The organism is Anabaena sp. FACHB-595, from assembly GCF_048568275.1.
Lineage (GTDB): Bacteria > Cyanobacteriota > Cyanobacteriia > Cyanobacteriales > Nostocaceae > Trichormus.
Map to the genome: position 1 here is coordinate 5,438,126 of NZ_CP183473.1, position 20,687 is coordinate 5,458,812.

Annotated in this window: 19 protein-coding genes; 10 read left to right on the forward strand and 9 right to left on the reverse strand. The window is 40.6% G+C overall.

The genetic code is table 11. The annotated features are described in order from the left end of the window. Window positions 1-384 precede the first annotated feature (384 nt). The 7 genes from psbD (at window position 385) to ACN222_RS22750 (ending at window position 7,862) form a co-directional block, all read left to right on the forward strand. Window positions 385-1,440 (forward strand): photosystem II D2 protein (photosystem q(a) protein), encoded by a 1,056-nt coding sequence (gene psbD / locus ACN222_RS22720; RefSeq protein ID WP_010998428.1) that lies wholly within the window; start codon window positions 385-387, stop codon window positions 1,438-1,440. A 608-nt stretch (window positions 1,441-2,048) separates the two neighbouring features. Continuing rightward, window positions 2,049-2,330: a 4a-hydroxytetrahydrobiopterin dehydratase gene (locus tag ACN222_RS22725; RefSeq protein ID WP_010998681.1), complete on the forward strand. Its 282-nt coding sequence runs from the start codon at window positions 2,049-2,051 to the stop codon at window positions 2,328-2,330. A gap of 365 nt (window positions 2,331-2,695) precedes the next feature. Beyond that, window positions 2,696-4,423 (forward strand): iron uptake porin, encoded by a 1,728-nt coding sequence (locus tag ACN222_RS22730; protein ID WP_010998682.1) that lies wholly within the window; start codon window positions 2,696-2,698, stop codon window positions 4,421-4,423. Window positions 4,424-4,599: 176 nt separating this feature from the next. Then, window positions 4,600-5,037, forward strand: coding sequence for an RrF2 family transcriptional regulator (locus tag ACN222_RS22735; RefSeq protein WP_010998683.1), 438 nt, complete (start codon window positions 4,600-4,602; stop codon window positions 5,035-5,037). Window positions 5,038-5,163: 126 nt separating this feature from the next. Next, complete coding sequence (gene cysK, locus ACN222_RS22740) at window positions 5,164-6,126, forward strand: cysteine synthase A (RefSeq protein WP_010998684.1); 963 nt, start codon at window positions 5,164-5,166, stop codon at window positions 6,124-6,126. Between the two features lie 15 nt (window positions 6,127-6,141). Then, window positions 6,142-6,849: a J domain-containing protein gene (locus tag ACN222_RS22745; protein ID WP_010998685.1), complete on the forward strand. Its 708-nt coding sequence runs from the start codon at window positions 6,142-6,144 to the stop codon at window positions 6,847-6,849. 140 nt (window positions 6,850-6,989) lie between these two features. Then, on the forward strand, window positions 6,990-7,862 hold the full coding sequence (locus ACN222_RS22750; protein WP_010998686.1) for a 6-carboxytetrahydropterin synthase: 873 nt from the start codon (window positions 6,990-6,992) through the stop codon (window positions 7,860-7,862). A 120-nt stretch (window positions 7,863-7,982) separates the two neighbouring features. Here the strand turns inward: ACN222_RS22750 and ACN222_RS22755 are convergent, their stop codons facing one another. The 4 genes from ACN222_RS22755 to ACN222_RS22770 form a co-directional block, all read right to left on the reverse strand. Continuing rightward, entirely contained in the window at window positions 7,983-9,035 is a 1,053-nt protein-coding gene (locus ACN222_RS22755; RefSeq protein WP_010998687.1) for a tellurite resistance TerB family protein, read from the reverse strand. 534 nt (window positions 9,036-9,569) lie between these two features. Continuing rightward, complete coding sequence (locus tag ACN222_RS22760) at window positions 9,570-10,811, reverse strand: NAD(P)/FAD-dependent oxidoreductase (RefSeq protein WP_044522219.1); 1,242 nt, start codon at window positions 10,809-10,811, stop codon at window positions 9,570-9,572. 136 nt (window positions 10,812-10,947) lie between these two features. After that, entirely contained in the window at window positions 10,948-11,112 is a 165-nt protein-coding gene (rd, locus tag ACN222_RS22765; protein ID WP_010998689.1) for a rubredoxin, read from the reverse strand. A gap of 318 nt (window positions 11,113-11,430) precedes the next feature. Next, window positions 11,431-12,510, reverse strand: a complete 1,080-nt coding sequence (locus tag ACN222_RS22770; protein ID WP_044522220.1) for an aromatic ring-hydroxylating oxygenase subunit alpha — start codon at window positions 12,508-12,510, stop codon at window positions 11,431-11,433. A 497-nt stretch (window positions 12,511-13,007) separates the two neighbouring features. Between ACN222_RS22770 and ACN222_RS22775 the strand changes: the two genes are divergently transcribed. Then, window positions 13,008-15,368: a WD40 repeat domain-containing protein gene (locus ACN222_RS22775; RefSeq protein ID WP_010998691.1), complete on the forward strand. Its 2,361-nt coding sequence runs from the start codon at window positions 13,008-13,010 to the stop codon at window positions 15,366-15,368. Window positions 15,369-15,599: 231 nt separating this feature from the next. Then, window positions 15,600-15,818, forward strand: coding sequence for a DUF433 domain-containing protein (locus tag ACN222_RS22780; protein ID WP_010998692.1), 219 nt, complete (start codon window positions 15,600-15,602; stop codon window positions 15,816-15,818). 96 nt (window positions 15,819-15,914) lie between these two features. Here ACN222_RS22780 and ACN222_RS22785 read toward each other — a convergent pair whose 3' ends face one another. The 4 genes from ACN222_RS22785 to ACN222_RS22800 form a co-directional block, all read right to left on the reverse strand. Further along, window positions 15,915-16,178: a type II toxin-antitoxin system RelE family toxin gene (locus ACN222_RS22785; RefSeq protein ID WP_010998693.1), complete on the reverse strand. Its 264-nt coding sequence runs from the start codon at window positions 16,176-16,178 to the stop codon at window positions 15,915-15,917. Next, on the reverse strand, window positions 16,175-16,375 hold the full coding sequence (locus ACN222_RS22790) for a hypothetical protein (RefSeq protein WP_044522221.1): 201 nt from the start codon (window positions 16,373-16,375) through the stop codon (window positions 16,175-16,177). The genes ACN222_RS22785 and ACN222_RS22790 overlap by 4 nt, the downstream gene beginning before the upstream one ends. Before the next feature lie 370 nt (window positions 16,376-16,745). Then, window positions 16,746-17,825: a class II fructose-bisphosphate aldolase gene (fba, locus tag ACN222_RS22795; RefSeq protein ID WP_010998695.1), complete on the reverse strand. Its 1,080-nt coding sequence runs from the start codon at window positions 17,823-17,825 to the stop codon at window positions 16,746-16,748. Between the two features lie 289 nt (window positions 17,826-18,114). After that, entirely contained in the window at window positions 18,115-18,258 is a 144-nt protein-coding gene (locus tag ACN222_RS22800) for a hypothetical protein (protein ID WP_158303723.1), read from the reverse strand. A gap of 616 nt (window positions 18,259-18,874) precedes the next feature. On the opposite strand from ACN222_RS22800, the gene ACN222_RS22805 reads away from it, so the two are divergent. Then, window positions 18,875-20,056, forward strand: a complete 1,182-nt coding sequence (locus tag ACN222_RS22805) for a helix-turn-helix domain-containing protein (RefSeq protein ID WP_010998696.1) — start codon at window positions 18,875-18,877, stop codon at window positions 20,054-20,056. 174 nt (window positions 20,057-20,230) lie between these two features. Here the strand turns inward: ACN222_RS22805 and ACN222_RS22810 are convergent, their stop codons facing one another. Next, the gene (locus tag ACN222_RS22810; RefSeq protein ID WP_010998697.1) at window positions 20,231-20,509 is read right to left on the reverse strand and encodes a hypothetical protein; all 279 of its coding nucleotides are present in this window, start codon (window positions 20,507-20,509) and stop codon (window positions 20,231-20,233) included. Window positions 20,510-20,687 lie beyond the last annotated feature (178 nt).

Sequence of the window (20,687 nt, forward strand, 5' to 3'; positions counted from 1 at the left end):
AGCAGGAATTACATATAACTGTAGGACTCATTTTAGCGTTATGAGATTGGAGATTGGGGAATGATGAGTGCTTTACTCCTGCGGAGAACCCATAGGGTGTGCTGAAGCGGGGTAGGCGGCGTGTAGCCGATGCTCAACATTCCCCTGTGCTTGTCTGCTTGCGCCTAGTCCCTAATTACTAATCCCCAATCTCTTTTGTATCCAAAGATTAAATTATTCCCAAAATTTACTGGAAAAATTAGCGGTTTGCACATAGAATTATTAGAGACGGTAAAAATTTGTAAACTAGATTGACAATCTGGTTAACTTTCTGTTTGTGAGATGTAATACAATTTTCATCTACAGACAAACCCGAACTTATAAAAACATTGGAGATTTCTTGTAATGACCATCGCAGTAGGACGGGCCCCCAGTAGAGGGTGGTTTGACGTACTAGACGACTGGTTAAAGCGCGATCGCTTCGTATTCGTAGGTTGGTCAGGGATATTATTATTCCCCTGCGCCTTCCTAGCACTAGGCGGTTGGCTAACCGGTACAACATTTGTAACGTCGTGGTACACCCACGGACTAGCATCATCCTACCTGGAAGGAGCAAACTTCCTGACAGTAGCAGTATCCAGCCCAGCAGACAGCATGGGACACTCCCTGTTGTTGTTATGGGGGCCAGAAGCCCAAGGCGACTTGACCCGTTGGTTCCAGCTAGGAGGGTTATGGCCATTCGTAGCCCTACACGGAGCCTTTGGATTAATCGGGTTCATGCTACGTCAATTTGAAATTGCGCGGCTAGTAGGAATTAGACCCTACAACGCACTAGCATTTTCAGCCCCCATCGCGGTATTCGTCAGCGTATTCCTGATGTACCCCTTGGGACAATCTTCCTGGTTCTTCGCACCCAGCTTCGGAGTAGCAGCAATCTTCAGATTCTTGTTATTCCTCCAAGGGTTCCACAACTGGACACTCAACCCCTTCCACATGATGGGAGTAGCTGGTGTACTAGGTGGAGCGTTACTGTGTGCCATCCACGGTGCCACAGTAGAAAACACCTTGTTTGAAGACGGCGAAGGCGCAAACACCTTCCGTGCCTTCAACCCCACCCAATCAGAAGAAACCTATTCAATGGTGACAGCCAACCGATTCTGGTCACAGATATTCGGGATTGCGTTCTCCAACAAACGCTGGTTGCACTTCTTCATGTTGTTCGTACCCGTAACTGGGTTGTGGATGAGTGCTGTAGGCATCGTCGGTTTAGCATTAAACCTCCGGGCTTATGACTTCGTTTCCCAAGAACTACGGGCAGCAGAAGACCCAGAATTTGAAACCTTCTATACCAAGAACATTTTGTTGAACGAGGGTATCCGCGCTTGGATGGCTCCTCAAGATCAGCCTCACGAAAAATTTGTATTCCCTGAAGAAGTATTACCTCGCGGTAACGCTCTCTAAGCATGATTTAAGATTCATCGCTTGCCATTGTGTTCAAACCCCCGCCAAAAAAACGGGGGTTTTTCTTTTTTTGGTCGATTGTCAGTTGACTATGGACTAATCTCTAAACTTGTATGTTATATTGAGCGAAGGTGAAAACCCAGAGATAAATTCTCTGCCTTTTTGAGAATAAGACCGTTTAGGCAACAAGGAGGTGATGCCCATGATAGAAAGTAGTAAAAGCATGGGTCATCAGGTTGCAGTTAGCCGGCTGTGTGCCGGGGCTGTTCTCTAAAAGTTAGCCTTAGTCTTTTCGAGACTAAGTTAGCTCCAAAAGCTAGGCTAAAGCTCGGAGTTCCTTCCGGCAGTCTGGTTGCAACCTGAAGACCCGCTAGACCGCTCTGACTTAGATTATCCGATCTAAATCAGAGCGGATAGTTTTTTATGGGTACGTTTTAAGATATTGATGGTTGCATAGGAAAACTCAGCAGGTAACTACGTTAAATTTGTGTAAGGAAATAACCATATCGCGTGCTTCTTGTTTTCTTGCGGAAAGAGAAATTGCAAGATCAAAAAATGACAAGGGTGACAGAGCCATACACGTCTTTTAAATATAGGAGATTTTGCCAATGGCGCAGCTACTAAGCGATGTAGAAATTCAGTCACAAGCTAGCAAACTATCTGGGTGGACGTTAGAGGGTTCTAAGTTGCAGACTACCCGCAAATTCAAAGATTTTATTGAGGCGATCGCATTTGTCAATAAGTTGGTAGAACCTGCGGAGTCAGCTGGACATCATCCAGATATAGAAATCTCTTATAACAAAGTCAAAGTTACACTAACAACCCATGATGCAGGTGGTTTGACACAAAAAGACTTTGATGTAGCAGCAACGATTTCCCAAATCAACTAATCATTTTTGGTAGTGCTTGGAAGCTACATAAATCAATGTATGACTTTCGGTACACAAGGAGTTGTAAGTTAAATACTCCCTTTTGTAATCTAACTACGAATCAGTGTGACAGTTAATGAGGCGATCCCTCCTATCTTGCCATACAGTCGAAATGCTCTATAATAATCAGCTATATGGGTACGTTTTTGCATAAGTTAATTGCATTAATTTTTAATACTAAGTTAATCAATCATCAGCTTGGCAAAAACTAAAATTGTAATAGTGGCAACTATGCCTCATCAAAAGATTTCAATAAGATGTCACATTTTTGAGAGTAGCTGCAACAAGAACAATTATCTATACAAGGTGTGAGGAGAAAAGTAAAAATGTCTAATCTATTGTGGAAATCCCTAGTGGTTAGCCCTGCTGTTTTAGGCGCAACACTATTAGTGTCGTCAGCAGCGATCGCAGCTACAAATGCAACTACAGAATTATCAGTAACAGAAACAGTAGTACCTACTGAACTAGCTCAACAGCCAGAAATTGTGGCTCAAGCAGCACCAATAACCGAAGATACAAAGGTTATCGACCAAGTTAACCGCTACAGTAACGAAGGTAAAGGTAACGCTCAAAGCCAAGTAACCTCAGTTTCTCAGTTTTCTGACGTACAACCAACTGATTGGGCTTTCCAAGCATTACAGTCTTTGGTTGAGCGCTACGGTTGTATTGCTGGTTACCCTAACGGTACCTATCGTGGAAACCGTGCTTTAACCCGCTATGAATTTGCGGCTGGTTTAAACGCCTGTTTGGATCGTGTCAATGAATTGATTGCTACAGCAACAGCTGACTTAGTAACCAAGCAAGATTTAGCTACCTTACAACGCTTACAAGAAGAATTTTCTGCGGAATTAGCAACCTTGCGCGGTCGTGTAGATGCTTTAGAAGCACGGACTGCGGAGTTGGAAGCTAACCAGTTCTCTACAACTACAAAACTAGTTGGTGAAGCTATCTTCGCGGTTACCGATGCTTTTGGTGAAAACACTGGCGACGCTAACAACACTGTTTTCCAAAACAGAGTTCGTCTAGGCTTGCAAACCAGCTTCACAGGTAGAGATGTTTTAACCACCCGTTTAGCTGCTGGTAATGCAACTGGCTTTGATTTTAGAGATAACAATAACAACTCTATTGGTGCTAGTGGTCAAGGACTACAAACTTTCCAAGTTGGTAGTACTGGCAACAATAATGTAGAAATAGACCGATTGACCTATGAAGCACCTTTTGGACCAGCTCAAGTTTACCTTGCAGCTAGTGGTGGACGACATAGCCATTATGCAGCAGTAAACAACCCCTATTTCTTTGACAAAACTGACGGCGGTAACGGTGCTTTATCTACATTTTCCTCGGAAAATCCCATCTACCGCATTGGTGGTGGTGCAGGTATCGCCTTCAACGTGCCTTTTGGTCAAGGCGGTAGCATCTTAAGACCTAGCTCTTTTACCGTAGGTTATTTGGCTTCGGATGCTAATAACCCTGGTCCTAATCAAGGTTTATTCAACGGCGACTACGCTGCTTTAGGTCAATTGAACTTTAGTGTAGGCGATCGCTTGGCTTTAGCTGCTACTTATGTTCATGGATATCATGGTGCAAGTGGTAGCGCCCTATTTGACTCTGGAGCAAATGGTGCCATTGTAGGTACTTCACTAGCCAATAACAATAGTTTCCTTAATGCTTCTTCCAGCAATTCCTACGGTTTGTCTGCTGCATTCAGACCTAGCGATAAACTATCGGTTAGCGGCTTTGTATCTTACAGTGATGTCACAGGCTTCGGTGCGAATGATGACAGAGAAGTTTGGAGCTACGGTATTGGTGTAGCATTGCCTGACTTTGGTAAGAGAGGTAACGTCCTGGGTATCTTCGCAGGCGCTCAACCTTATGCACGTGGTGTTCAAGCTGGTGCTAATGAAGTTCCTTACCAAGTTGAAGGTTTCTACAAATATCGCGTATCTGACAACATCTCCATCACCCCTGGTGTAATCTGGGTGACTAACCCTGGTCAGAACAGCAATGCAGATGATGCGATCATCGGTACTCTGAGAACCACCTTCACTTTCTAAGCTATTAAAAACTTCTAGAAAGTTGAATATAACTGAAACCCTGCTACTGAGCGGGGTTTTTTGCTGTCTTTAGTAGTAATGCACAAACCCTACTGCTTAACCGGAGTATACTAGAGTAAGTTAGGGCTTAATACTTAACTTTTTATTCATAATTATTCACCACTCACTTATTGCTCGTGGAACTATCGTGTAAATCAGAATACGCAATTCTGGCCTTACTAGAAATGGCAACTCATTACGACAGTGGCGAACCTATGCAAATTAGGCAAATCGCCGCTCAACAAAGCATACCCGATCGCTATTTAGAACAACTATTAGCGACATTAAGGCGCGGAGGTATACTCAGAAGCCAACGTGGGTCAAGAGGCGGCTATTTTTTAGCCCGCGAACCCCGAAAAATTAGCATATTCGAGATATTGGAATGTTTGGAAGGGTTAGAGGTGAAGACTAGTGAAGAAAATCTCAAGTCTCAAACCTTAGATGCTTCTGTGATAGAAGAAATTTGGCAAGAAGCGCGTCAGGCGGCAAATTCCGTTTTGAAAAAATATAGCCTACAGGATCTTTGTGAAAAAAGAGATTCTCGAAGGCAGTTGGATGTGATGTATTACATTTAGTGGTCAGTAGTCAACAGTCCATAGTCCATAGTCCATAGTTTATAGGCTGTCGGGCGTGTACTGTGAATGAGGGAAAATAATTCATGACTAATGACTAAATAACTAATTAAATAAGGAAAAATAATTATGCGGGTTGCTCGTAACATTACAGAACTTGTTGGTCGTACACCTTTAGTACAGCTAAATCGTATTCCCCAAGAGGAAGGATGTGTAGCTCAGATTCTTGTGAAGATGGAAAGTATGAACCCATCATCATCAGTGAAAGACCGAATTGGGGTGAGTATGATTAATGCAGCTGAACAGGAGGGGTTGATTGCTCCTGGGAAGACTGTATTAGTAGAACCCACATCGGGAAATACAGGGATTGCTTTAGCAATGGCAGCAGCAGCCAAGGGTTATCGCTTAATTTTAACGATGCCAGAAACCATGAGTGGTGAGCGTCGGGCTATGTTGCGGGCTTATGGAGCGGAGTTAGAATTGACACCGGGAATGGAGGGAATGAGTGGAGCGATTCGCCGGGCGCAGGAGATAGTGAATACTACCCCTCATGCTTATATGTTGCAGCAGTTCCGCAACCCAGCGAACGTGAAAATACATCGAGAGACTACCGCCGAGGAAATCTGGGAAGATACCGATGGTCAGGTAGATATGATTGTCGCAGGGGTAGGTACAGGTGGTACGATCACAGGTGTAGCGGAAGTGCTGAAAGCCCGTAAACCAAGTTTTCAGGCGATCGCAGTTGAGCCTGCCAATAGTCCAGTTTTATCTGGAGGTAAACCAGGCCCCCATAAAATTCAGGGAATTGGTGCGGGATTCGTTCCCCAAGTTCTAAAAACACAATTGATTGATGAAGTGATTACGGTCACAGATGAAGAAGCGATCGCTTACGGTCGGCGTTTAGCTAGAGAAGAAGGGCTACTATCTGGGATTTCCAGTGGTGCTGCTTTGTTTGCTGCCATTCGCGTAGCTCAACGTCCAGAAAACGCCGGACGCTTAATTGTATTGATTCAGCCTAGTTTTGGAGAAAGGTATCTTAGTACACCATTGTTCCAAGACCTAGAAACAAAGGCAACAGCTAGCATTAGCTAACGTAATTTTGGATGAATGGTCGATTCTAAGAAAGATTTAAATCACTACGAAATTCTCAAGGTCAGCCCTAAAGCCAGCCAAGCGGAGATCAAGCAAGCTTATCGCCGCTTGGTAAAATTATTTCACCCAGATAGTAATCAGGACACGGCAGATAAAGAGCAGATTATCCGAATTAACGCAGCTTATGAAATCTTAGGCGACAATCAAAGTCGCCTCAATTATGATGAGGAACTGCGGGATAAATCTCAGAAATTCAAAGGCGATCGCCTACAGCGTACTGCATCAGTTCAAAAAGAATATCAGGTAAAACGTAAAAGCGGCAAAGATGCTGATGAACAGGTAGAAGAATGGCTACGCTTGGTATATCAACCAGTCAATCGTTTACTTTGTACTATTCTCAGTTCATTGGAAGAACAGATTGAGGAACTAGCTGCTGATCCCTTTGATGATGAACTATTAGACGAGTTTCAGGAATACTTACAAACTTGTAAAGACGACTTCAAGCAAGCCCAAACTATTTTTCGCTCCCGTCCCAACCCTCCTAGTATGGCGAGAGCCGCCGCACACCTTTACTACAGCCTCAATCAAGTAGCAGACGGACTAGAAGAATTGGCTTACTTTCCCTTAAACTATGACGATCGCTATTTACATACAGGTCAAGAATTATTCCGCATTGCTACAAGATTGCACTATGAAGCACAAGCATCTGTAAGTAGTCATTAGTCCATAGCCAATAATCAATAGTTAACAATTCATAGACTAATGAGTAATGGCCATCTACCAATAACTAATGACTATGAAATTAGTTTATGCTGGAAAGAGTGAAAGATTAAGAAAGTTTAAATTTTGCTCCCAGTGTACTCATGCAATGTATTGTAAATCGCCGCGCTCAGTTTTCGGCTAGCCATCGCTATTGGTTGCCAGAACTGAGTGAAGCCGAGAATATTGAAAAATTTGGTGCTTGCTCTCGATTTCCTGGGCATGGACACAACTACGTCATATTTATCTCCCTGGCTGGAGAACTAGATGAATATGGCATGGTGTTGAACTTGTCTGATGTGAAACAAGTAATCAAGCGGGAAGTTACCAGCCAACTGGACTTTTCCTATCTCAACGATGTCTGGGCAGAATTTGGGCAGACTTTGCCGACGACAGAAAATATCGCACGGGTTATCTGGCAGCGACTAGCTCCTCACTTACCTTTAGTCCGCGTGCAGTTATTTGAACATCCTGAACTTTGGGCAGATTATCAAGGAAACGGAATGGAAGCTTACCTCACTATCAGCACTCACTTTAGCGCCGCCCATCGGCTGGCTCATCCCAATCTTAGCCAAGAAGACAACACAGAAATTTATGGTAAATGTGCGCGTCCCCACGGTCACGGACACAACTATCATTTAGAAGTGACAGTCAAAGGCGAGATTGATCCACGCACCGGTATGATTGTCGATTTAGGTGCTTTGAATCAGGCGATTGAAGATTATGTTGTGGAACCATTTGACCACACATTTTTGAATAAAGATATTCCTTACTTTGCTGAGGTTGTGCCAACGGCTGAGAATATCGCTCTATACATTAGTAACTTACTGCGATCGCCCATCCAAGAATTAGGAGCCAAACTTTACAAAGTTAAGCTGATAGAAAGTCCCAATAACTCCTGTGAAATATACAGCACAGATTCAGAATCGAACACTGTCAACGCAGCAAAACCAGAACCAATTTTAGCGCGGATCTAATTGATTCACTGTTTCCGGGATGTAGAAAACTTCCTGTGGTGAGAATACAAACCAAAATCAAGTAATGTGAGTCTCCAACTTCGCCTGAGTTGGAGACTCACGTTTATGCAAAGTTTACTACTAAGTAAACTCTATAGTTTCTACAAACCCTAAAATGTTTTCTTTAATGTTCTTAGCTTCTTCTTCAATAGAAGTAGGAGTATCTCCATTGAAAAAGCTACGCTGGTTGCTAACTATATACAAAAAATCATCTTTAATAAAGGAAATCAAACCTCGATAGGCGTTCAATCTAGTAATAGTGCCGTTGTTTTCCGCTTGGGAAATTGTTGAGCCATTAGGCATATCTACCAGGGCATAATAATAGCCTAGTGTCTCGTTTTCTTGATATTCTGTATGCTTAATTTCCGCATTGGGTATATTACTCAAAATCGCCTGGGGTACATACTTTTCAACCATGATTGAGCGGAGATATTCTTGTTTTTCTGTAGAGTCAAGTTCCTCTAATTGCTCTGGAGGTATGGGATAGTAATCAATTCTTAATAAAGTGCCGAAGTCATCTGAGAAACCAACCACACCTTCTTGACTTTGAATTTTTCCCCCTTGTTCGGCATCAACGGGAATGGGTACAGTGAAGTTACCCAAGGGTGATTCGTATACCTCATCAGAGTAGTTTTCTACTGTGAGAATATCGTCTTCTTCATCTAAGTAATCTTCATTTTCTAAATCTTGGAAGGCTGCTGTTACCTCTTGGATGATTTCTTGGGCTTCGTCCTCTTCCAGTTTTAATGCTAGCTGAAGCTTTTTCAGATAAGCCTGTTTCTTTTGGGGAACTACTAGTTGTTCTTCGTCTAGGAGTATAATCACCCCAGCTGCAAAACCATCCCAAACTAATTCATCGGTAAGAGCCTTACTCGCTGCATTAAATAAAGCCCCCACTTCCTCATCTTCGGCAATGGCTATGAGTTCATCAACCGTTTCAATAATTTCATCTTCTGAATATTCAGCGAAAACCTCAAATTCCCAAAGTATGCCGGCGATACTTTCTGCATCTATCTCTTCAATATTAGAATCGGCAATGGCGGTAACGACTGCGATCGCCGCAACGGCTTCTTCCGGGCTGAGTGATTCTTCTATCGTCTTTTTTGAGTTAAAGACCTGATCATAACTAGTCATAAGTGTTACCTCTAGCGAAACGCGAGTTTACACAAAACTGGAGACTCCTATAACAATAGGAAGAAGAAAACGGGCTTTTCATCTACAATGTTTGGTATTTGTCCAAACATCGCAAATCATTATTACCATAACTTTGTTATTTGAGCATCTAGCAATTGAATTATTTTTATTAATAAACTGTGATCTTTTAGTTGGATATTTACCTATATTTACAAAGCGATCGCTCTGAAATTAATCTTTCTTGCAGAGAATATTAGTAATTAGCCATCAATCAACTTGATTAGATGAAGAAATACAAGTAGAACGAATTGAAGAAAACAAACCATGTTAGGTGATGTAAAAATACTAAAATTTAGTCCTGACTACGAACTAAAGTTCTCACTACAAACCTTTAATTATTTACCCAGTTCTACTTAGATAAAAAAGTAGAAGGAGACAATACTAAAAATTTTTAGCCTTTCCCCTTCTAGCTTTTAATCAGATAGTAATCTTAAATAGTCAAGCTCAATTGAAACCCTGACTAATCAACAAAGCCTAATCAGCACTATTTTCGCCCATAGCCTTTCCTGCCAAGTAACCTGTTGTCCAAGCACTTTGAAAATTAAATCCACCAGTAACACCGTCAATATCCAAAATCTCTCCAGCAAAGTAGAGATTTGGCACAATTTTACTTTCCATTGTTTTGAAATTAATTTCCTTTAGATTCACACCACCACAGGTGACAAATTCTTCTTTAAAGACTCCTTTACCACTAATTAGGTATTGCCCTTGAGTGAGTTCTTGAACTAGCAGATTTAGGGTTTTATTGGATAACTCTGCCCAGCGTTCATCTGTAGTGATGCCGACACGAGCAATGATATATTGCCAAAGACGGTGCGGTAAATCAACACCACGATGTAAAGCGATCGCTCGCTTTCCCCATTCATTTTTTATGGCCAGGATATTTTGCCGTACTTGTTCTTGAGAAAAATCTGGCAACCAATTAACTAATAAGGTTGCTTGATAATGTTTGTCGTGTAGCAATCTTGCACCCCAAGCAGAAAGCTTGAGGACAGCCGGGCCACTTAAGCCCCAATGAGTGATTAACAATGGGCCAGTTTGTTCCAGTGGTGATGCACCATCAGCACATAACCGCAACCGCGCCGGGTTAACGCTAATACCTGCTAACGCCCGCAACTTAGCTTCAGAAATATTAAAGGTAAATAGTGATGGGACTGGCGATTCAATATGATGTCCCAATTCTTGAGCTATTTGATAGCCCACACGACTGCTACCCGTAGCTAATAATAGGCGATCGCACTTGATGATCTTTCCCGACCTGCAAAAAATCTCAAACTGACTCCCCTGTGACTGTTTAATTGATGCAACAGCCGTTCCCGTTAATATTTCCACCCCTGTGGCTGTGGCTGCGTTCATCAAACAGTCCACAATCGTTTCCGAACTGTCTGTGATGGGAAACATCCGCCCATCAGCTTCAGTTTTCAACCGCACACCTTGGGTCGCAAACCAATCTACTGTATCTTGAGCCTGAAAACGTGCGAAAGCTCCCCGCAAAGCTTTACCACCTCTGGGGTAATACTGCACTAACTCATTTGCATCAAAACAAGCATGAGTAACATTACAACGCCCACCGCCAGAAACACTCACTTTCGCCAGTGTTTGACGACTGGCTTCAATTAACGTAACTTCTGCTTGGGGGTTGACTCTAGCACAAGCGATCGCACCAAAGAATCCTGCGGCACCGCCGCCAACAACTACAATTTTTGAAGGTAGCAATTTTCCAACTTTCTTTTCTAGATCACCTACTTTCTAGGCTAGTACAGCACGGTGGAAATAAATTTCCCATTGTCAATCTTTCAAAACCTCTGGACACAAGATTTTGAATTTTGCGTAGCGGTTATCGTAGTTATTTTTACAAATCTGCTGGTTCAAATAAATCTTTTGTCGCACCGCAAACCGGACACACCCAGTCTTCCGGGATCTCCTCAAAGGACGTAGCCGCAGCTATACCGCCATCTGGATCACCAACTTCTGGATCATACTCATAGCCGCAAACAGTACATACATGAGTTACCATAATCTTCCCCTGAATGATTACTAGAATGGCTTTTACTATACAAGTAGCGGTCAAAAGAAAAATCTACAATCGAACATAAAAATGTTTCATCTTCTAGCCTTTTGTTTCCCCATAGAGGATTTATCAGCCTCAAGTCTGGCATTATTAAAATAATTGGTGTCAATTTATACTATTTTAATTTTTTTTAGTCGTTATACTCATTTCTAGGTTCTACCTGGGAAATCTGAAGTGGCTTTGCCACTTCTTTTTATGAGTGCAATTGCCTGACTGAAAAAAGTAAAAAGTCATGATAGATAACTTTTTACTTTTTATCTTTTTTTAATCGTTAGTCAATTCATCTCGCCATTTCGTTTGAGTTTCCTTCACCTCTGTCTCAGGCGATCGCGCCAACAGCCAAGTCTTCCACATCAAAGGTTTTTGCAGTTCCACATGATTGATTAACTGCATAATCGATTGATCTACTTTGATGGGATTTTTTAAATTAAACTGTATAGTCTGCAAAATATTTCTCTCATCACTGATTAATTCCTGCACCAGAGAATTACTCAGCCATAACATCAAACGATTAAACAACCAACCAAATAGACCTTTACGTTGCTTGGTAAAAAATATAGTTTGTACTTCTACCTGTTCCCCTGGGATTAACCGCAAAGCCAACATAAGATAGCAACGACGTAAGTCTGTTCCTACGGTTAAAGTGAATGTACTGCCATACCAATAGCAAATACTATAAATAGGATTTTTGTATAGAGGACGAAAGACTTTTTTAAAGGGCAAATCATGGTGTTGTCGTTTATATTTACTAAAAATAATGGCATTTTGATTTAATTCCTGTTTTTCAAAGCCAATATCTAAAACCTGGACTCCTTGAAAATATTGAGTATCAATAGTATTCAACATCATGAGATGAGGATGGCAATTTATCACAAAACTAGAACCGAGAACAGCTTCATAGTCCTGAAACTCTAACTCTGGAACGAATGGTACAGATTCTCGTGGTATTTCTCCAGTCCAAATCCAAATTATCCCGTACTTCTCCACCGTCGGCCAAGTTTTTAACTTGAGGGAAAGAGGTTCATCTAAACATGGAATCTCCACACATATTCCATCAGTATTAAATTTCCAGTGATGGAAAGCACAGCGTAATTCATTACCTTCAACAGTACCTTCACCCAAGTGAGCGCCCATGTGTGGACAGTAGGCATCACAAATAGCTACTTGTTGATCTTGACCGCGATAAATTACTAGTTTTCTACCTAAGAGAGTGATAGATTTAACTTCATTTATTCCTAAATTATTAGATGGTATTACCCAATACCATCCCTCAATAAAACGTTCTGAATTATTAAAAATTTTCGGTTTATGAGTAGCCTTGATATGCGGAGAGTTTGCATCCATTTGAGGTTTCACTGACAGTGAAGCATTTACCTTAGAAATAGCATGGATATATTCCCAAAACAGTTATTTTGAGTACTGGCTTAAATAACAAAATTCATGATTAAGTAAATCAGTGTAACCAAATTTAATTATGTCCTGGTGATCGCACACATTTTTGTAGAGATGATAGCTACGCACTCAAGTAAAAATCACAGATTAAAAAAAGAGTCTTTAAAGGCAAAAAATCAGGATTGTGTGGAGTTTGGTATCATAATAAAAGAGCTTAAGTAAAATAGCTCTTGATTTCTGCAATATTCCCAACCCTACATCCTTACTCATTATTATTATGTCTTACGACAGTAAAGTTATCTAGAAGTAGTAGGATGAAAGTATATAGTTATCGTTGCATTAGACGATAAGATTGGCTAATCCACAAGGTATATTATGAGCAATGTTGGGCGAGAAGCTCACATAATTTTCTCATAATGCTCATGTGATTGATTTAACAGGAACCCCCTATGGAACCAGGGTTAAGATTACTAATTCAACTAGTACTAGAGTTTGCTCCTGTGTTTGTCAATATCCTCCACAAAAGGAGCGAGGAAAGCCTAACCACAGCTAGATACCAAGTTCCCAACTTAATTCAAGGATTTATCGAAACTATCAATAATATCAATGACATTGATAATTCAAATAAGAGCCTTGAACAAGAAAAACTTTGGCAGCAGCAATTGGTGGCTTATCAACGGGAAACACAAGCCCAAATTGCCAACCAACAGAGAGATACAGCGTTAAAGTTACCAGAAGTTAATAAAATCCTTGATAGCTGGCCTTTAAGGTTATATCCATCACAAATTTTAGAATCACATCATAGCTACGAGCGTAAACCTCTAAAAGTTTTTATTGCGCCTCCGAAGATCCATTTTGATAAATTTGATAACCACGTAGAGACTTATTCCGAAATTGAGCTAATGCTAGCGGAGGGTTTACGAGAGTTTATCAACGAAAATTACTCTCTCCACAGCCCCACAAGACCGATAGAATTTTTAGCAGGAGCCTGGGATAGTAAAAGATTTCATAGTGAATCAAGTATCAAAGCTTTGTTTGGGATGTTAAAAACAGAGCCAATATTAATTTTAGAGTCAGAAAATGATGGAGATTATTTAAATTTTCGTATTGCCTATTGGGGTTTGACTCAAGGAACATACTATTACAAAACAATTTCTCGCTTACCTTATAAAGAAATTATTCAGAATTCTGCAAAGAATCGGGCTTTAGAGTGGAAGAAAGTTAGAGATGAACTGCTAGAAATAGGCGTAGATGTAGAGGAAATTAATGAATTCGGAAAAGATAACGTTTTTAATTTAGCAATTTTAGAGAAAGCAGAAAAATGGCAAGCACAGGGTATTGATATTAGTAAATTATCTTTACAGTATCGCGTCAGTCAGCAAGATATTGAACAACTTTGCCAAGTTTTAATCACTTGTCATTGTTTGGTTGCGGCTTGGGTAGCAGATATTTATCATCTGGGGAATCATGATATCCCTCCACTACTACCAGAGTTACTACCAAGTTTGCTCAAAAATGCGATTGATGTACAATCACTGCAAGCAATAGCCTCAAGTTACAAACAAGTTTACGAAGCTCTAGAAAAAGAAAGACTTTATTGGATACCAGAATTGTCCATGCAGTTAGCTCAGAGTTTATCCCATTTACCGGATACTTCTTGGGCGCAAGCAGAGGTTGACTACTCCATAAACACATGGTTAGAACTGCGTCAAGTTTCATTACAGCAATTCACTAGTCCCTTGGAAGCGATGCAGTCAGTCGTCAAGATAGAAGACGAAGAATATATCCAAAAGCTCAGGGAATATTTCACAGTCATAGGCGATCGCCATAATCTACAATTTGTAGAGAAACTGCTAGAAGCGATCGCTACCCTCAAATACAAACGCAGCCTAGAATACCCATACCTGACCAAAACAATCACAGGACATTCAGGTAAGGTCAAATCTGTAGCTATTAGCCCCGATGGCGAAGTTATAGTTAGTGGCTGTACAGATCAAACAGTTAATATCTGGAATTTGCAAACTGGTAAACTCATCCGCACTCTAACAGGTAATTTAGGCGAAGTTTCCTCCGTAGCCATCAGTCCTGACGGTAATTTTCTCGCCGTGGGTAGTGGTGTACATCCCAGAAGTAACGTCAAAGTCTGGCATTTAAAAACAGGTAAACTGCTGCATACCCTCTTAGGACATCAAAAACCTGTAAATGTAGTAGTTATCAGCCCAGACGGGCAAATTTTAGCTAGTGGTAGTAATAAAATTAAAATCTGGAATCTGCAAAAAGGTGATGGCGTTCCGCCCACCGTAGGCGATCGCATTTGCACCCTTTGGCATTCCTCAGCCGTTCACGCCATAGCCATTAGCCCTGATAGTACCATCCTCGCCAGTGGTAGTTCTGATAATAAAATCAGGCTGTGGAACCCCCGTACAGGCGACCCTTTACGCACCCTCAACAGTCATGATAACGAAGTAAAAGCGATCGCCATCAGTCGAGACGGACAATTTTTATTTAGCGGTAGCGCCGACACCACCATCAAAATTTGGCATTTAATTACAGGTCAAATTCTCCATACCCTCACAGGACACTCAGGCGATATTAAATCCCTCACAACCAGTCCTAATGGACAATTTTTATTTAGCGGTAGCGCCGACACCACCATCAAAATTTGGCGCATTTCCACAGGCGAACTACTACACACCCTCACCGGACATTCAGCATCAGTCAATTCTGTAGCCATCAGTCCCGGTGGTAACCTCCTCGCCAGTGGTAGCGCTGATCAAACCATCAAAATTTGGCAGATAGATAAAATCTAATAAACTATTCAGGCTCTCCCAGAGTGGTTATGATAAATTAATAATAAAAACAGGCTAAGGATATTGATTTAGCAAGATTCTAGCAACACAAAATAAAAGATTTAATAAAAATACGATTTATTTGTTTTAATTCCTTGCTATGTAATAATTTAAGCTGGTAATAAGTATTAACTTAACATAGCTAGTCTAGGAGAGCCACTATTCATTACGGAATCTGGAGCTTAAATAACTATGCTTAAATACTCCTCAATCATCAGCACATCCCCAGAAATCATGGGTGGAACACCTGTCTTTACTGGTACTAGAGTTCCCGTACAAACACTTTTGGACTATCTCAAAGCCGGAGAATCTATTGACGATTTTTTAGATGGATTTCCAACTGTAAATAGGGAGCAAGTTATTGCATTTTTAGAAGAGACAGGCAAACAAATTCTTGACGCGGTAGCATAGTTATGAAGTTGCTTGTTGATGAAGAATTTGCTAGTCAATTAAAAGAGCAAAATCCATCATTCTTGAAACAAGAACTAAAGCTAAAGTTAACTAGCTCTATTTACGGCGATAAACATCTCTACGATGACTAATTTTAACAACTTTAACTATTAGTAAATCATCTTTAATCTCGTATAAGATACGATAATTACCTACACGAATACGATAAGTATCTTCTTCACCCTCTAACTTAACTACATCATTAGAGCGAGGATTGTTTGATAACTCTTGAATTTTTTCCTCAATTTTAAGTTTAATATCTTCAGATAGCTTTTTTAATTGTTTAGCTGCCCTAGTTGTAATTTCTATTTGATAAATCATGCACTCTCTTGCTTATATTGCTCCCAAGAGATAGTAGTGTCATTTTTTGCAGCATAAATATCCTGAATATCTTCTTCATCTTCACTTTTACGAATTTTTAGTAACTCTAAAACATCTTCTAAAGTGTCGTCATAAGCTTGTTCTAATTCTTCATAAATAGCTTTGAGTAACGCTTGTCTAGTTTCTGTAGGTTGCATTATATACCTCATTAATTATTCTTTATTGCTGATATTTACACCATCATGATGTTCTTTGAAGTAGGCGATCGCATTTGTCTCTAGTTTACCAATATATTTAAGCAGTATGATGGCGATCGCCTATGGTCATGCGAGCTTATCACCTATAATTTTTGGGAATACTTAAGTTTGAAGGGATTATTCTAACTTAAAAGTAAGGAGCATTATGAGCATTCTTGATCTCCTGCGATACAAGTTTTATCATCGCTATGATAATGAATCACTAATTCCAACAAAAAACCAGGACACTTTTAGGTATCCCGGTTTATTTATATCAATATCAAAAATTTTGCAGGAGCAAAATCATGCCCCTATTTATCTTTGACTAAAATTAAACCTTAGCAGCAGCCTTGCTGATAGCGTTCAATTCGCCTTTAGCATACTTAGCAGCAAAAGTTTCTAGAGAAACTTGCTTAATCTTGCTAGCATTGCCAGCAGTACCGAATTGTACATAGCGTTCTGCACAAACCTTCTGCATATATGTAATAGAAGGCTTGAGGAAGTGACGGGGGTCAAACTCCTTGGGATTTTTTGCTAAAGCTTCGCGCACAGCCGCAGTGATAGCCAGGCGGTTGTCGGTGTCGATGTTCACTTTGCGAACACCACTCTTGATACCTTTTTGGATTTCTTCTACAGGTACACCGTAGGTTTCAGGAATAGCACCACCGTACTCGTTAATCAAAGCGATTAAATCTTCAGGTACGGAAGAAGAACCGTGCATTACCAAGTGGGTGTTAGGTAGACGGCGGTGAATTTCTTCAATGCGGCTGATAGCCAAAATTTCGCCGGTGGGTTTGCGGGTAAACTTGTAAGCACCGTGGCTGGTACCGATAGCTACAGCCAAAGCATCTACTTGGGTTGCTTCTACGAAGTTAACAGCTTCATCGGGGTCAGTTAACAGTTGGGAATGGTCAAGAGTACCTTCAAAACCGTGTCCGTCTTCAGCTTCACCCGCACCGGTTTCCAGAGAACCCAAACAACCGAGTTCACCTTCTACACTTACGCCCAAAGCATGAGCTACATTTACAACTTCGCGGGTAACATTGACGTTGTACTCGAAGCTAGCAGGGGTTTTAGCATCAGCTTCTAAAGAACCATCCATCATGACGCTGGTGAAGTTGTTCTTGATTGCTGAGTAGCAGGTAGAAGGAGCATTACCATGATCCTGGTGCATGACGATGGGAATCTCAGGATAGGTTTCTACCGCAGCCAAAATCAGGTGGCGGAGGAAGTTTTCACCTGCATAATTACGAGCGCCACGAGAAGCTTGCAAAATTACGGGGCTATCTGTCTCGGCAGCAGCCTTCAGGATTGCCTGAATCTGCTCCAAATTGTTAACGTTGAAAGCTGGGATGCCGTAACCGTTTTCAGCCGCGTGATCCAAAAGCAGCCGCAATGGTACAAGCGCCATAGATAGTCCTCCTAATGTGGTTGTCAGCTAGTGGGTGTGAAAGCAGCGTAGTGATTACGCTAAATCTTAATAGTTTTTTCAACTTATAGGAAATTATAACTAGTGTAGGGTGTTTATGTTGAAAAAGTTTACGCCGTTACTAATCAAGATGCCCTATGATTTGACTAAACTACTGTCAAGTATGCTACGGCACAGTTAGAGGCTTTAGTAGTGTGTTATCCCAGATAAGATACTGTGGGCGATCGCCCACAGAGTGGAGCATCATCAAGCCTCCTCATCAATTGAAAATTTACACAAAGTATTCCAAATTCATCGCCACCGCTAGTTTCTGGGCAGGGATGGCGTTATGGCGACACGCAATTTGATCGCAGGTGAATTTATTGCCGTTTTCCACTAGGGGAATTGTTCGATGTGGTGGAGGTATGTTCACCATGATGATATTTAGACAGGATTTCTACAACCAGGTTGTCTATTGGAATTGGGTGTAAGAATTTTAAACATTTACACCTGACCTATCTCTATAGTCTTAACAGTTTTGATGCTAGCGGCGGACGTAAGACCATACACCAATAGCTACGCTGATAAATAGGCGTAATAATTCTGAAAAATTAATAATTATCCAGGGTGTGTCCATTACTTACTAAAAAGCAGCACTATCTCACAATTTGATATTTTACTAATTTTGGTGAATTATCCAACCACAGATAGAGGAAATCATTATTAAAAAGTGGTAATTTAGCAGTTTGTTTGTATATTTATCCTTTGAAAAAGCTAATTTATACTATGGTCTAATATTTATAATTTAGAGATCACCGATAGTTATACTCCCAAAATAATGCGGACGTATTTGCCATATTAGCAATATCCTTTCAGGTCTAAATAGTTATGAAAGCTGTCAAATGAGTTTGGGCTTTGAGAGATATTTTAATTATTAATTATATTTACTATAAAATTCACCTTTGGCAGTGCCAGAGGTGTTGTTATTCCTGTTTAATTAGTGCATTAAATTCGACTATCTAACCTCTGTCATCAAGTCGTAGGCATCTACAGTGAACATAGAATTATTTATCCAACGGGCAGAAGCATTACATAAACAACTAGCAGATTTGTACCAAACTGCTAGCGTTTTGCCTTGGATTCCGCCAGATTTACTACCACAGGCTTTTAAAGAGCTTTACAGTAACTCCAAGCTAGTACAACTGGCAGCCGAAGAACTTTATCATCAAAACGAGGAACTTATACAAACACGCAGTTTATTGGAAGCAGAACGCCAACACTACCATGATTTGTTTGAGTTTGCACCAGATGGGTATTTAGTAACTAATGCTGAGGGAATTATTCAAGAAGCTAACCTGACTGCGACAAAGTTATTCAATGCACCAAAACATATCCTAGTAGATAGGTCAGTAATTAATTTTATTCGCCTCGAAGAACGGGAAAGCTTTCACTGTGAACTCAATCAATTATTCCAGACAGATAAGGCTAAAAAGTTAATAGTGCGCTTACACCAATTTCATGGTGAATCTTTTGATGCGCTTCTAACAATATCTGTAGTCCGGAGCCAAAATGGTAAAATAAAATCCCTGCACTGGTTGTTAAGTCACATTAATGAAAACCAACAGCAAAGTTTAGGCTTAGTCAATCATGAAAATTATCTCAGTCAAAACCGTCCAGTATACGTATATGCTAAAGGAGAGAATATCCCCCTTAATCCTTTAGTTATTTGGTATGTTCGCCAAGGTTTAGTCAAGCTGAGTACTTTTTGTGAAACAGGTGAAGAAGTATTAACGGGTTTGGCAAAAACACACATGGTATTTGGTTCTAGTATGACTAAGTTACCTATCTATCAAGCTACGGCTCTTGCTGATGTGGAATTAGTATCAATAAATTTTGCAGAAATAGCTGTTTCCCAGATGCTGAGTCATATCTTGCTACCAAAAATAAATCAGCAATTACAGCAGAAAGAATCTTTTTTAGTTATTACTGGAAGACGAAAAATAGAAGATCGTCTCTATCATTTATTACAGTTTTTAAAACAAGAAATCGGTGAACCTGTAGGAGAAAAGACTCGCTTAAGTGTACGTTTTACTCATGAGGATATTGCCAGTGCTTGTTGTACTACTAGAGTGACAATTACACGATTGATGGGTAAGTTACAACAACAAGGTTTGATTAGTTTCGACTCGAAGAAACATATGATTATTAATAAGAGGCTAGAGGATAGGGAATAAATTTTTCTGTGCATGGCGGAGTTATGGGTGCTGATGTAGTATAGCTGTTGACAGTTGACGGTTGACAGACTTGAAAGTCTTGTGTTGTCAGGGTTTGATCTTGGCTTGATGTCCTAATCTATCTAGCTACGGCTATAATTCGCTTTTTTCACCCCTAACCTCTAAACCTCTCCATTAAGATTGTTGGGGAATTAAACTGGCGTTTTTAGTCGCGCTATCCCAAACTATCGAGCTAAAAGAACTACTTTGCTCAACGGGGCTATGGGAAACTTTAAAGTAAAATTTTTCTCCGCCCTTGATTTCAATAGCAAAATCAGCATTTTGAGCGTAAATAACTTTAAAGCCTCTATCTCGTAGACAATACATAGCCCAAGCTTTCAATGATTGCTTATGTGGTTCGTGGGGGATGGGTGGTTTTGTAATGGCTTCTTCTATGACCTTAAATATCTGCATTGGCTTTTTGATTCAATGTCTAAGGTGGTGCTGAGTAATTTTAATATCATCCTGGTTTTTTGTGTTTGTCTCGCATCTTTTCTCAAAACAAAGCAGATGGACTTGTGAAGCTTCTCATTCCTGAGGATTGCCTACTCATTGATGGGTACAGGCGCAGAAATAGTAAAACTGATTACAA

What these genes read in the sequence shown, in the direction of transcription:
- psbD (WP_010998428.1), top strand. Translation starts at nt 385, where the DNA reads ATGACCATCGCAGTAGGACGGGCCCCCAGTAGAGGGTGGTTTGACGTA.
- ACN222_RS22725 (WP_010998681.1), top strand. Translation starts at nt 2,049, where the DNA reads ATGGCGCAGCTACTAAGCGATGTAGAAATTCAGTCACAAGCTAGCAAA.
- ACN222_RS22730 (WP_010998682.1), top strand. Translation starts at nt 2,696, where the DNA reads ATGTCTAATCTATTGTGGAAATCCCTAGTGGTTAGCCCTGCTGTTTTA.
- cysK (WP_010998684.1), top strand. Translation starts at nt 5,164, where the DNA reads ATGCGGGTTGCTCGTAACATTACAGAACTTGTTGGTCGTACACCTTTA.
- ACN222_RS22745 (WP_010998685.1), top strand. Translation starts at nt 6,142, where the DNA reads ATGGTCGATTCTAAGAAAGATTTAAATCACTACGAAATTCTCAAGGTC.
- ACN222_RS22750 (WP_010998686.1), top strand. Translation starts at nt 6,990, where the DNA reads ATGCAATGTATTGTAAATCGCCGCGCTCAGTTTTCGGCTAGCCATCGC.
- ACN222_RS22755 (WP_010998687.1), bottom strand. Translation starts at nt 9,035, where the DNA reads ATGACTAGTTATGATCAGGTCTTTAACTCAAAAAAGACGATAGAAGAA.
- rd (WP_010998689.1), bottom strand. Translation starts at nt 11,112, where the DNA reads ATGGTAACTCATGTATGTACTGTTTGCGGCTATGAGTATGATCCAGAA.
- ACN222_RS22770 (WP_044522220.1), bottom strand. Translation starts at nt 12,510, where the DNA reads ATGGATGCAAACTCTCCGCATATCAAGGCTACTCATAAACCGAAAATT.
- ACN222_RS22775 (WP_010998691.1), top strand. Translation starts at nt 13,008, where the DNA reads ATGGAACCAGGGTTAAGATTACTAATTCAACTAGTACTAGAGTTTGCT.
- ACN222_RS22780 (WP_010998692.1), top strand. Translation starts at nt 15,600, where the DNA reads ATGCTTAAATACTCCTCAATCATCAGCACATCCCCAGAAATCATGGGT.
- ACN222_RS22785 (WP_010998693.1), bottom strand. Translation starts at nt 16,178, where the DNA reads ATGATTTATCAAATAGAAATTACAACTAGGGCAGCTAAACAATTAAAA.
- ACN222_RS22790 (WP_044522221.1), bottom strand. Translation starts at nt 16,375, where the DNA reads ATGCAACCTACAGAAACTAGACAAGCGTTACTCAAAGCTATTTATGAA.
- fba (WP_010998695.1), bottom strand. Translation starts at nt 17,825, where the DNA reads ATGGCGCTTGTACCATTGCGGCTGCTTTTGGATCACGCGGCTGAAAAC.
- ACN222_RS22800 (WP_158303723.1), bottom strand. Translation starts at nt 18,258, where the DNA reads ATGGTGAACATACCTCCACCACATCGAACAATTCCCCTAGTGGAAAAC.
- ACN222_RS22810 (WP_010998697.1), bottom strand. Translation starts at nt 20,509, where the DNA reads ATGCAGATATTTAAGGTCATAGAAGAAGCCATTACAAAACCACCCATC.